Source organism: Pseudomonas sp. P179 (genome assembly GCF_000478485.2).
GTDB lineage: Bacteria > Pseudomonadota > Gammaproteobacteria > Pseudomonadales > Pseudomonadaceae > Pseudomonas > Pseudomonas aeruginosa.
In genome coordinates this window covers 3,741,554-3,753,499 of sequence record NZ_KI517354.1, presented here as the reverse complement: position 1 = coordinate 3,753,499, position 11,946 = coordinate 3,741,554, and the positions used below count along the sequence as shown (strand labels likewise).

The window sequence follows — 11,946 nt, the reverse complement described above, 5'->3', positions numbered from 1 at the left end:
TTGTTGTTCTTGCTGGAGCGCCCCGGCCGAGCGGCCGGGGGCGGGTATCAAAGACTCGGCAACAGCCGGGCCGGCAGCAGCGCGTTCAGGCAACCGCTGGCGAGCAACTGGCTGGCGGCCTCGATATCAGGGGCGAAGAAGCGATCCTCCTGGTAGTACGGCACCTTGTCGCGCAGCAGGCGGCGAGCCTGCTCCAGCTTCGGCGAACTCTTCAGGCCCTCGCGGAAGTCCAGGCCCTGGCAGGCGCCCAGCCACTCCACGGCGAGAATCCCGCGGACGTTCTCGGCCATCGCCCAGAGCCGTTTGCCGGCGTTCGGCGCCATCGACACATGGTCTTCCTGGTTGGCCGAGGTCGGCAGGCTGTCGACGCTGGCCGGGTGGGCCAGGGCCTTGTTGTCGCTGGCCAGCGCGGCGGCGGTGACCTGGGCGATCATGAAGCCGGAGTTGACCCCGCCGTTGGCCACCAGGAACGGCGGCAACTGCGACATGTGCATGTCCATCATCAGCGAGATGCGCCGTTCCGACAGCGAACCGATCTCGGCCAACGCCAGGGCCAGGTTGTCGGCGGCCATCGCCACCGGTTCGGCGTGGAAGTTGCCGCCGGAGATCACGTCGCCCTCGGCGGCGAATACCAGCGGGTTGTCGGACACCGCGTTGGCTTCGATCTCCAGCACCTCGGCGGCCTGGCGCATCTGGGTCAGGCAGGCGCCCATCACCTGCGGCTGGCAACGCAGCGAATAGGGGTCCTGGACCTTGTCGCACTTCTCATGGGAGCGCGCCACCTCGCTGCTGGCGGTGAGCAGGTCGCGATAGGCCGCGGCCACGTCGATCTGCCCACGCTGGCCGCGCGCGGCATGGATGCGCGCATCGAACGGCGCCCGCGAACCGAGCATGGCCTCGACGCTGAGCCCGCCGCAGACGGTGGCGGCGGCGAACAGGTCCTCGGCCTCGAACAACCCGCGCAGCGCGTAGGCGGTGGACACCTGGGTGCCATTGAGCAGGGCCAGGCCTTCCTTCGCCGCCAGGGTCAGCGGCTCCAGCCCGGCCACCGCCAGCGCTTCGGCGGCCGGCAGCCACTCACCGCGATGGCGCGCCCGGCTTTCGCCGATCAGCACCAGCGACATGTGCGCCAGCGGCGCCAGGTCGCCGGACGCACCCACCGAGCCTTTCAGCGGGATGTGCGGATAGACCTCGGCGTTGATCAGCGCGATCAGCGCGTCGATCACCTTGCGGCGGATGCCGGAGAACCCGCGCGCCAGGCTGTTCACCTTGAGCAGCATGACCAGCCGCACCATGGCGTCGTCCAGCGCCTCGCCGACGCCGGCGGCATGGGACAGGACGATGGAGCGCTGGAGCTTCTCCAGGTCGGCCGGGGAGATCCGCGTCGAGGCCAGCAGGCCGAAGCCGGTGTTGATGCCGTAGGCGGTGCGACCCTCGGCGATGATGTTCTCGACACAGGCGACGCTGGCGGCGATCGGCGCGTCGGCGCTGGGATCCAGGCTCAGGCGCACGGGGGCCAGGTAGGCTTGGCGCAGGTCGGCCAGGGTCAGCTGGCCGGGTTTCAGATGCAGGCTCATCGAAGGCTCCTTGTTCGGTTCGGCGGGCTCGGCAGCGCCGTCCGCCGGCGGCGTTTCATGGGATTGAAGGCGGCCGCGCCGCCCTGGAAATTCGTCTCAGGCCCCGTGCGCGGGACGTTCGAAGGCGCCGGGATCGGCCGGCAGGATCATTCGCGCCGGGGCCTGGCGCGTGGCCTTGCGCCGCGCCACCAGGTAGTAGAGGACCGCCGGCACCAGCAAGCCGATGATCCAGGAGATATCCACGCCGCCGAGGTGCTCGACCATCGGTCCGGTGTACAGCGTGGTCGCCAGGAACGGCATCTGCACCAGCACGCCGAGGGTATAGACGGCGATTCCCGGCAGGTTCCAGCGACCGTAGCGGCCGTCGGGGTCGGCCAGCGCGGGCACGTCATAGCGCTCGCGGGTGATGAAGTAGTAGTCGACCAGGTTCACCGCGCTCCACGGGGTGAAGAAGGTCAGCAGGAACAGGATGAAGGACTTGAACGCAGCGAGGAACGAGTGCTGGCCGAGCAGCGCGATGAGCGTCGAGGCGCCGACGATCGCGAGGACGAAGAACAGGCGTTGCACGCGGGTGATCTCCAGTTGACCGCGTACGCTGCTGATGATGGTCGCGATGCACATGAAGCTGCCGTAGGAGTTCAGCGTGGAAATGGTCACCTTGCCGAAGGCGATGCTGAAGTAGAGCAGCGCGGCGACGGTCCCGCTGCTGCCCAGGCCGACGATGTAGGCCACCTCGCGGCCGGCGAACTGACCGTTGGCCAGGGCTGCGGAGAACACCCCGAGGACCATCGAGGCCTGGGCGCCGAGCACCGAGCCGAGGCCGACGGCGAGGAAGGTCTTCCACGACGAGGTGGACGCCGGCAGGTAGCGTGAATAGTCGGCCACGTAGGGGCCGAAGGCGATCTGCCAGGACGCCGCCAGGGACACCGCGAGGAGGAACGAGGCCCAGCTGAAGTGGCGGATGGCGAGCAGATCGCCGATGTCGCTGAGCAGCATCAGGCGGCTGAACAGGTAGACGAAGGCGATGATGCCGAGGACGCTGGCGATCCGCCCGATGATGTGGATGACGCGATAGCCGAGCACCGTCACCAGGACGATGAAGGCGGCGAAGATGAAGATCCCGGCGCTGTCGCTGAGCCCGGTGAGCTGGCCGATGGCCTGGCCGGAAAGCACCGTGCCGGTGGCGGTGAAGCCCAGGTACATCAGGCACACCAGGGCGATCGGGATGCAGGCGCCGTAGACGCCGAACTGCACCCGGCTGGAAATCATCTGCGGCAGCCCCAGGCGCGGCCCCTGCGCGGCGTGCAGGGCCATCACCGCGCCGCCGAGGAGCTGGCCGATGAGCAGGCCGACCAGCGACCAGAACACGTCGCCGCCGAGGACCACGGCGAGGGCGCCGGTGACGATGGCGGTGATCTGCAGGTTGGCCCCCAGCCAGAGGGTGAACTGGCTGTAGAGGCGGCCGTGGCGCTCGTTCGCCGGGATGTAGTCGATAGAGCGCCGTTCGATCAGTGGCTTGCTGTCGCTGCCCTGGGTCATGCTGCTGTACTCCGCTGCGGCTCGCGCGCCGCCATTCTTGTTGTGGCCTGGTCGGGACAGTGGGCGGCCGCCCCCACGCCCCGCCGGCGTGGAGGCGGTTTTCGAGGTCAGCGCTGGGCGGTGATCATCGGCAGGTTCAGGCCCTGCTCCTTCGCGCAATCGATGGCGACCTGGTAGCCGGCGTCGGCGTGCCGCATCACCCCGGTACCCGGGTCGTTGGTCAGCACGCGGGCGATGCGTTCGGCGGCCTCGTCGCTACCGTCGCAGACGATCACCATCCCGGAGTGCTGGGAGAAGCCCATGCCTACGCCGCCGCCGTGGTGCAGCGAGACCCAGGTGGCGCCGCTGGCGGTATTCAGCAGGGCATTCAGCAGCGGCCAGTCGGACACCGCGTCGGAGCCGTCCTGCATGGCCTCGGTCTCGCGGTTGGGGCTGGCCACCGAGCCGGAGTCGAGGTGGTCGCGGCCGATGACGATCGGCGCGGACAGCTCGCCGCTGCGCACCATCTCGTTGAAGGCCAGGCCGAGCTTGGCGCGCAGCCCCAGGCCAACCCAGCAGATGCGCGCCGGCAGGCCCTGGAAGCTGATGCGCTCGCGGGCCATGTCCAGCCAACGGTGCAGGTGGGCATCGTCGGGGATCAGTTGCTTGACCTTGGCGTCGGTCTTGTAGATGTCCTGCGGGTCGCCCGACAGCGCGGCCCAGCGGAACGGACCGATGCCGCGACAGAACAGCGGGCGGATGTAGGCCGGGACGAAGCCGGGGAAATCGAAGGCATTGGCCACCCCCTCTTCCTTGGCCATCTGGCGGATGTTGTTGCCATAGTCGAAGGTCGGCACGCCCTGCTGCTGGAACGCCAGCATGGCCCGCACGTGTACCGCCATGGACTGCTTGGCGGCCTTGACCACGACGGCCGGGTCGGTCTGCGCGCGGTCGCGATACTCTTCCCAGCTCCAGCCGGCCGGCAGGTAGCCGTTGAGTGGATCGTGGGCGCTGGTCTGGTCGGTGACCATGTCCGGGCGTACGCCGCGGCGAACCAGTTCCGGAAGGATCTCGGCGGCATTGCCCAGCAGGGCGATGGAGATGGCCTTGCCTTCGGCGGTGTAGCGCTGGATCCGCGCCAGGGCGTCGTCCAGGTCCTTGGCCTGCTCGTCGACGTAGCGACTGCGCAGGCGGAAGTCGATGCGGCTCTGCTGGCACTCGATGTTCAGCGAACAGGCGCCGGCCAGGGTCGCCGCCAGCGGCTGGGCGCCGCCCATGCCGCCAAGGCCGGCGGTAAGCACCCAGCGGCCCTTGAGATTGCCGTCGTAATGCTGGCGGCCAGCCTCGACGAAGGTTTCGTAGGTGCCCTGGACGATGCCCTGGCTGCCGATGTAGATCCACGAACCGGCGGTCATCTGGCCGTACATCGCCAGGCCCTTGGCGTCCAGTTCGTTGAAGTGTTCCCAGGTCGCCCAGTGCGGCACCAGGTTGGAGTTGGCGATCAGCACCCGCGGCGCGTTGGCGTGGGTCTTGAACACGCCGACCGGCTTGCCGGACTGTACCAGCAGGGTCTCGTCGTCGTTCAGTTGCTTGAGGGTCTCGACGATCCTGTCGTAGCACTCCCAGTTGCGCGCGGCACGGCCGATGCCGCCGTAAACCACCAGTTCCCTGGGGTTCTCCGCGACCTCCGGGTCGAGGTTGTTCATCAGCATGCGCAGCGGCGCTTCGGTCAGCCAGCTCTTGGCGGTCAGCGTAGTGCCGCGCGGGGCGCGGATTTCAATATCGCGGAATTTGCTCGGGGTGGTCACGGCAGGCTCCTGGGCGTGGCGTTCAACGGGCGGCGACCGGCGAGGGTGCGCCTGAATTCGGGGACGAAGCAGAGGTCGGGCTGGGTCTACCGAACACATCTATGCTTGTACATACAAGTATAAGCAAAGGAAGGGCCAATTCTGCCGCCACGCCCTCCGGCGATATCTCCACATTCCCGTGAATTTCATTCAACCCGTTGATTTTTCTGTAGTTAAGAATTAGCGAAGGTAGCCTCTCCCCCGGGAGAAGGAGCCTGCCGGAACGGCCCTGGGTGCACGTGATCGAAGCGTGCGCGCACCGGTTTGGGGCCTTCGGTAACACCGTTCAGCGCAATTGCGGGTAACCCCAGCCCTGCGCCTGACGCTCGTAGTCGAGGAGAATCCGGTAATGCTCCTCGCCGGCCGGGAGGAAGCTTTTCAGCGCCAGTGTCGCGGCCAGGTGCGGGCACTCGATCAGCGTCAGGTTCAGCGCTTCGAACAGCTCGCGGCGTTGCGCCGCACTCCAGTGCAGCGAGGTGATCAGCGGCAAGGCCGGGCTCGGCGCGCTGCGCCCGAGCACGCGCAGGCCGTCCAGGCGCTCCGGTGCGTGGCGTTGCAGGTAGCCGAAGGTCACTGCATCCACCGAGGTCAGCTCGACCTCACCCGCGGCCACCATCGCCAGGCTGCGCAGGTGGCCGCCGCTGATGTGCACCTCGGCGAAGAACGCCGAGTCTCGCCCCAGCGGTGCCAGCGCATGGCGCAGCAGGTTCATGCCGCTGTTGGAGTCGTGGTCGTTGAGCGCCAGGCGGGTATTGCGGAAGTCGCCGAGGCGCTGGCGCGCCTGTCCTTCGGCGGCGACGAACAGGCTGCAATGCTCGCCGGGAGCACAATCGGGCAAGTCGTAGCTGGGCACCGCGAGCACCGCCACCTGGCCGCGCAACTGGGTCATCAGCGGATAGCCGCAGGTCTGCGCGAACAACAGGTTAGGCTGTCGCCACTGCACCGCCAGATCGGTGGCGGCCGACGCATAACGGCGCACGCCCAGGCGCCGGCAGACCTCGCCGATGAAGGTTGCGCCGGCCTGCCTGACGCAGTCCGGCTCGACATACATGTCCAGCGCCGCCACCACCGGGGTATCGATCATGCTCTCGTCCGCCTGCCTTCAATGCTCGGGATGCACCGGCGCATCCACTGGCCGCCAACCGTGGCGCCGCCATAGACGACCATAGCCGGGCAGGTGGAAATCGCCACTGCGTCGCCGGTAGGCACGGCGGCTTGCGCTATACACGCGCGGCAGCAGGTACCAGGGCAGGCCCGGCAGATCGTGGTGGACCAGATGCAAGTTGTTGTTGAGGAACAGCAGCCGCCACGGCCACCCCGCCTCGACCAGCACGCTGCGCTGCGCCGGCTCGCGGGCCGGACGGTGCTCGTAGAAAGAGCGCAGCATGCTCAGGCCGAGGGCCGGATAGGCCACCGCCGGCACATACAGCCAGGGCGGGATGCCCGCCCAGCGCCAAAGCCCGGCCAGCAACCCGCCCAGCAGCACGGCATGCAGGCCCCACAGGCGCCAGGCGGCGCCCTCTCCCCGGCGCAACCGCGAACCCTCCAGGCGCGCCATCGCCGCCAGGGCCAGCAGCGGGCCGAGGGTGGCGCGACCGAGCAGGGTCTTGTCCAGGCAGAGCCAGCGCCGCCGCCAGGAGCCCAGGCGCGGCCATTCGGACAGACTGACGTAGCGACTCTCGGGGTCCAGCCCCGGGTAGGTCAGTTGCTCGTCGAGGTGGTGCCGCAAGTGGCTGTCACGGTACAGCGGATAGGGATACCAGACGGCCAGTGGCAGGTAGCCGAGCATGGCGTTGAACCTCGGCCAGCGGGTCGGGTGGCCATGGATCAGCTCATGCTGCAACGACATGTAGAGGGAGGCGAACGGCACCAGTCCCGCCAGCACCGGCCAACCCCAGCGCTCATACTGGCTGGCGAGCAGTGCCCAACCGCCGTACAGGCAGGCGATCAGCAGCCAGGTCGGCCATTCGCTGCGCGCCTGGAAGGTATCCTGGAGCCGCCGCACCAGGGTGCGCTGACGCCCGCTCAGGTAGTGCGCCATGAAGGCTGGCGAGGCTTACTTCAGGGAGGTATCGAGGCGCGCGGCGACTTCGGCCGGCACCCAGTGGCTCCAGATTTCGCGATGCTGGCGAAGAAACTGCGCACGCACCTCGCCGACCTCGCGATGATTCTGCGCCATGTCGGCGAGCAGCTCGTTGAATAGCGGCAAGGGGATCTCGACCTTGCGGAACAGCTCGACCAACGCCGGCGCCTTGTCATGGAAATCGCGGGAAACGCCAATGGTGATCTTCGCCGGCAACGAGCGGGAACCGATGGGGTCGGGGTTCTTCGGATCGGACAGGGTGGCCCAGGCCTTCTCGCTGAACGGCGGCTCTTCCAGTTGCACCAGCTTGAAACGGCCCATCAACGGAGTCGGCGACCAATAGTAGAAAAGCACCGGCTCACCGCGCCGGAAGGCCGCACTGATCGCCGCATCCAGCGCCGGGCCGGTGCCGGTGCGGAAGTTCGTGTAGCTGTCCTGCAACCTGTAGGCCTTGAGCTTCTGGCTGTTGACGATCTCGCAGGTCCAGCCGGTCGGGCAGTTGTAGAAACGCCCCTTGGCGGGCTCCTCGGGATCGCGGAACAGCGCCTTGTAGCGCGGCAGGTCGGCGACCGACCTCAACTCCGGCGCCTTCGCCTCGATGCCTCGTTGCGGGTCGCCCTTGACCAGGTACTCCGGCACCCACCAGCCCTCGGTGGCGCCCTTCACCGTCTCGCCGACGGAGAACACCTCGCCCGCCTCCTCCGCCGCGCGCCACACCGGGCTACGCCCGGCCCATTGCTCCCCGGTGACCTGGATATCGTTCTGGCGCAGGGCGTTTTCCATGGTCACGGTATTGCCCGGCAGCGCGTCGGTCTCGCAGCCGTAGCCTTTTTCCAGTACGTAGCGCAACAGGTCGGTGGTGAACATGCCGCTTTCCCAGTTCAGCCCGGCGAACACCACTTTGCCCGGGTACGGGCATTCCGCCGCGACGGCGGTCTGGCTGGCGAGGCTGGCGCCCAGGGCGAGGACGGCGAGGATCTGGCGAAGCGGGGGCATGCGGGTCTCCCGGTTGGAGTCGGACGGCATGCGGAACTATATAGGCATTAAAAATATTGGATTAATAACGTTTGATTCTTTGGATAGACAAAAGCGCCTACCCTTTCGGTGTAGACGCTTTTTCCTGGCGGCGCCGGCGAATCACAGCGAATCGAGTTCCACCGCACAGACCCACGCCGGCTCGTGGGCCGTCAGGCGCCAATGCTGCAAGCCCTGCAGCCCCTCGGCGCACAGGCAGTCGTGGGCAGCCAGTTGCCCGCGAGGTTGCCCTTGCAAGGAAATCGCTACCCCGTCCTGCTGGGCGAACAGCAGCAGCGTGCTCGCCGTGCCGTGCCAGTCCAGCTCGCCCTCGACCCGCAGCCATTGCAGGCGCGCGCGATGGCGCCGGGGCGCATAGATCAGGTTGAAGTCGCGGATAGCTCCATCGAGCAGGGTGCAGTGCACCTCGCTGTCGCCGGAAAAGGCGAAGGCCTGCCGGGCGCGTAGCGGCGCGGATTCCGCGCCATCCACCCGCAGGCGCATGCCGCCGCCCTCCAGCACGCTGATGATCCGCTGGTAACCGGCGAAGCGGGAGAAGCCGCCGGACTCGCCGACATCGGCGATCGACAGGCGCCAGCCGAAGCCGTCCAGGCCGTCGCCGCCGTCGCGGGCGATCTCCTCGGTGGAGCCGGCGCCGTTCTTCCACGGCATTCTCGGGTAGTCGACGGCGCGCAGGATGCGGAGTTCGCTCATGAGCTGAAACGTCCTTCCAGACGGTGGCGGGAACCCGGGTGCAGCAGCCGCGCGGCGGTCACCGCGACACGCCCGGACCAGGTGCGGCGGCGGATCAGCAGGCACGGCTCGCCGCGTTCGATCTGCAACAGCTTGCACTCGGCCGGCTCGGCGAGGATCGCCTCGACCACATGCTCGCCCTCGGTGAGCGGCGCCACCTGGGTCAGGTAGGCATAGGGCGTTTGCCGGGTGAAATCCTGCTTGAGGTAGTCCGGCGCCACCGCGGCGTTCACGTAGCGGTCCTCGATCTGCACCGGGATATCGTTCTCGTAGTGCACGATCAGCGAGTGGAACACCCGCTGGCCTTCGCGCACATCCAGTGCCAGGGCGCGCTCGGGGCCGGCGACCTCCTCGCCGAGGGTGATCACCTGGCAACGATGGCGATGCCCGCGGGCCGCGATCTCGTCGGCGATGTTGTGCACCTCGAACAGCGCCGACTGGCCCTTGGGCTCGGCGACGAAGGTTCCTACCCCCTGCATGCGCACCAGCAGGCCGTCGCTGGTCAGTTCGCGCAGGGCGCGATTGATGGTCATGCGACTGAAGCCGAGCTGGCTGACCAGTTCGCTCTCGGACGGCACCCGGTGGTGCGGCGGCCAGGCGCCCGACTGGATCTGGCTGACGATCATCTGCTTGACCCGCGCGTAGAGCGGCGCCGGTACCTCGCCGAGTTGCGAGGCCAGCGGGGAACGATCGGAGGAAGAGGACGTCACGGAGAGACTCCTTGTCGAGGCGTCGATGAAGTGAGTTTACGCACCGCTTAATCGTCTGTATATGTATATACAAATAAAACAGACTGCGTGTGAGCTGATTATGTCCGCAATTTTCGCTGAACGTGCGTTGCTGCCGGAAGGCTGGGCGCGAAATGTCCGTTTCGAGATTTCCGCGGACGGAGTCCTCGCCGAGATTCGTCCCGACGCCAACGCCGACGGCGCCGAACGCCTCGGCGGCGCCGTGCTGCCGGGGATGCCCAACCTCCATTCGCACGCGTTCCAGCGCGCCATGGCCGGGCTCGCCGAAGTCGCCGGCAATCCCAACGACAGTTTCTGGACCTGGCGCGAGCTGATGTACCGGATGGTCGCTCGACTGTCGCCGGAACAGATCGAGGTCATCGCCTGCCAGCTCTACATCGAGATGCTCAAGGCCGGCTACACCGCGGTGGCGGAATTCCACTACGTCCATCACGACCTCGACGGCCGCTCCTACGCCGACCCCGCCGAACTTTCCCTGCGCATCTCCCGCGCCGCCAGCGCCGCAGGTATCGGCCTGACCCTGCTGCCCGTGCTTTACAGTCACGCAGGCTTCGGCGGCCAGCCGGCCAGCGAGGGCCAGCGGCGCTTCATCAATGGCAGCGAGGCCTACCTGGAACTGCTCCAGCGCCTGCGCGCGCCGCTGGAGGCGGCAGGCCACTCCCTGGGCCTGTGCTTCCACTCCCTGCGCGCGGTGACTCCGCAGCAGATCGCCACGGTCCTCGCCGCCGGCCACGACGACCTGCCGGTCCACATCCATATCGCCGAACAGCAGAAGGAAGTCGACGACTGCCAGGCCTGGAGCGGACGCCGGCCGTTGCAATGGCTGTACGAGAACGTCGCGGTCGACCAGCGCTGGTGCCTGGTCCATGCGACCCACGCCGACCCCGCCGAGGTGGCGGCGATGGCGCGTAGCGGCGCGGTGGCCGGCCTGTGCCTGAGCACCGAGGCCAACCTCGGCGACGGCATCTTCCCGGCGACGGACTTCCTCGCCCAGGGCGGGCGCCTGGGCATCGGCTCGGACAGCCACGTCTCGCTCAGCGTGGTCGAGGAACTCCGCTGGCTGGAATACGGCCAGCGCCTGCGTGACCGGAAACGCAACCGGCTGTACCGCGACGACCAGCCGATGATCGGCCGCACGCTCTACGACGCTGCTCTGGCTGGCGGCGCCCAGGCCCTTGGGCAGCCGATCGGTAGTCTCGCCGTGGGCCGTCGCGCCGACCTGCTGGTGCTCGACGGCAACGACCCCTACCTGGCCAGCGCCGAGGGCGACGCCCTGCTCAACCGCTGGCTGTTCGCCGGCGGCGACCGCCAGGTGCGCGACGTGATGGTGGCCGGCAGATGGGTGGTGCGCGACGGCCGGCATGCAGGGGAAGAACGCAGCGCACGGGCATTCGTCCAGGTGCTGGGGGAACTGCTCGACTGACCCTGCACAGCGGCGGATAACCGCGTTGCGCTTGCTTATCCGCCCCACTCGTTCGAGCCGTCGGGCGCTAAACGCCGATACTTCCCACGCCAGCCGCCAGGCGTGAACGGCGCTGGAAAGAAAAAACGCCCCGGCGGGGCGTTCCTTCACTGGCTCCGCTTCAACTGGCCGTCGGGTACCCGCCAGATCAGCTCGTCCACCGCGTAACCGCGGCTGCGCGCTTCTTCCAGCAGACGTTCGCGGGTCTGCTGCGAAACCTGCGGGGTACGCGACAGCAGCCACAGGTATTCACGGTTCGGATTGCCCACCAGCGCGGTACGGTAGTCGTCGTCCACCGCCAGCACCCAATAGTCGCCGCGCGCCACGTTGGGGAAGAGATTGGCGAACCAGTTGTCGAAGCGCACCCACAACTTGTCGGTGCGACCCGGCTGCTGGGCGACCGCCCGCCCCGCCACCTGCTCCCAGTCGCCATCCAGGGTCAGGCAGCGATTGATCACCTGGATGCTCTGGTCTTCCTGCAAGCGGTAATGCGCCTCCGATTGCGCGCAGTTGCGCTGGAAGAACATCGGCAAGCGCGCCAGTTCGTACCAGGTGCCCTGGTAGCGCTGGAGGTCGACCTGCTCGGTGGCCGGCGGATTCTTCGGCGAGCCCGCGCAACCGACCAGCAGCAAGCCCAGCCACAGGGTGCAGAGCACCCGGATCGGCAGACCGATCACTTGAGCCCCTGGCCGGAGAAGAGCAGCGCCTTGTCGGCCGCGTACTGCACGCTGATGAAAGCCTTCTCGTCGCCCCAGGTGCAACTGGACATGCCCAGCGCGCCGGAGCACTCGGTGGGCTTGCCGAGGATCGCCTCGACCTCGGCCTTGCTCATGCCGGCCTTGAGCTTGGAATAGTTTTCCTGGTTGATCTTGCTGCAGGCGGCCAGGACGACGCAGAAAGCGACCACGGCCAGGGTACGGAACGACGCCATGAGGAACTCCTT

The 11,946-nt window shown here is 67.7% G+C and carries 11 protein-coding genes; 1 reads left to right on the top strand and 10 read right to left on the bottom strand.

Going from position 1 to position 11,946, the window contains the following annotated elements; genetic code table 11:
* Positions 1 to 47 precede the first annotated feature (47 nt).
* The 8 genes from hutH to hutC form a co-directional block, all read right to left on the bottom strand.
* Positions 48 to 1,577 (bottom strand): histidine ammonia-lyase, encoded by a 1,530-nt coding sequence (hutH, locus tag HMPREF1224_RS29830; RefSeq protein WP_003114461.1) that lies wholly within the window; start codon positions 1,575 to 1,577, stop codon positions 48 to 50.
* Between the two features lie 96 nt (positions 1,578 to 1,673).
* Positions 1,674 to 3,116 carry a purine-cytosine permease family protein gene (locus HMPREF1224_RS29825; RefSeq protein WP_003095954.1) on the bottom strand — a complete coding sequence of 481 codons (1,443 nt, stop codon included), beginning with the start codon at positions 3,114 to 3,116 and terminating at the stop codon, positions 1,674 to 1,676.
* A 107-nt stretch (positions 3,117 to 3,223) separates the two neighbouring features.
* Positions 3,224 to 4,903, bottom strand: coding sequence for a urocanate hydratase (gene hutU / locus HMPREF1224_RS29820; protein ID WP_010793682.1), 1,680 nt, complete (start codon positions 4,901 to 4,903; stop codon positions 3,224 to 3,226).
* Positions 4,904 to 5,228: 325 nt separating this feature from the next.
* On the bottom strand, positions 5,229 to 6,026 hold the full coding sequence (locus HMPREF1224_RS29815) for a phosphate/phosphite/phosphonate ABC transporter substrate-binding protein (RefSeq protein WP_003114463.1): 798 nt from the start codon (positions 6,024 to 6,026) through the stop codon (positions 5,229 to 5,231).
* An 18-nt stretch (positions 6,027 to 6,044) separates the two neighbouring features.
* The gene (locus HMPREF1224_RS29810) at positions 6,045 to 6,983 is read right to left on the bottom strand and encodes a fatty acid desaturase (protein WP_010793681.1); all 939 of its coding nucleotides are present in this window, start codon (positions 6,981 to 6,983) and stop codon (positions 6,045 to 6,047) included.
* Between the two features lie 15 nt (positions 6,984 to 6,998).
* A complete protein-coding gene (locus HMPREF1224_RS29805) occupies positions 6,999 to 8,021 on the bottom strand; it encodes an ABC transporter substrate-binding protein (protein WP_003101766.1) in 1,023 nt (340 codons plus the stop codon).
* 141 nt (positions 8,022 to 8,162) lie between these two features.
* A complete protein-coding gene (locus tag HMPREF1224_RS29800; RefSeq protein WP_003118004.1) occupies positions 8,163 to 8,753 on the bottom strand; it encodes a HutD/Ves family protein in 591 nt (196 codons plus the stop codon).
* Complete coding sequence (hutC, locus tag HMPREF1224_RS29795; RefSeq protein WP_003095970.1) at positions 8,750 to 9,502, bottom strand: histidine utilization repressor; 753 nt, start codon at positions 9,500 to 9,502, stop codon at positions 8,750 to 8,752. Before hutC ends, HMPREF1224_RS29800 begins: the two co-directional genes overlap by 4 nt.
* 100 nt (positions 9,503 to 9,602) lie before the next feature.
* Between hutC and HMPREF1224_RS29790 the strand changes: the two genes are divergently transcribed.
* Complete coding sequence (locus HMPREF1224_RS29790; protein WP_003114467.1) at positions 9,603 to 10,964, top strand: formimidoylglutamate deiminase; 1,362 nt, start codon at positions 9,603 to 9,605, stop codon at positions 10,962 to 10,964.
* A 146-nt stretch (positions 10,965 to 11,110) separates the two neighbouring features.
* Here HMPREF1224_RS29790 and HMPREF1224_RS29785 read toward each other — a convergent pair whose 3' ends face one another.
* The gene (locus tag HMPREF1224_RS29785) at positions 11,111 to 11,680 is read right to left on the bottom strand and encodes a lipocalin family protein (RefSeq protein ID WP_003114468.1); all 570 of its coding nucleotides are present in this window, start codon (positions 11,678 to 11,680) and stop codon (positions 11,111 to 11,113) included.
* Positions 11,677 to 11,934, bottom strand: a complete 258-nt coding sequence (gene bamE / locus HMPREF1224_RS29780) for an outer membrane protein assembly factor BamE domain-containing protein (RefSeq protein WP_003095983.1) — start codon at positions 11,932 to 11,934, stop codon at positions 11,677 to 11,679. Before bamE ends, HMPREF1224_RS29785 begins: the two co-directional genes overlap by 4 nt.
* Between the last annotated feature and the right edge of the window lie 12 nt (positions 11,935 to 11,946).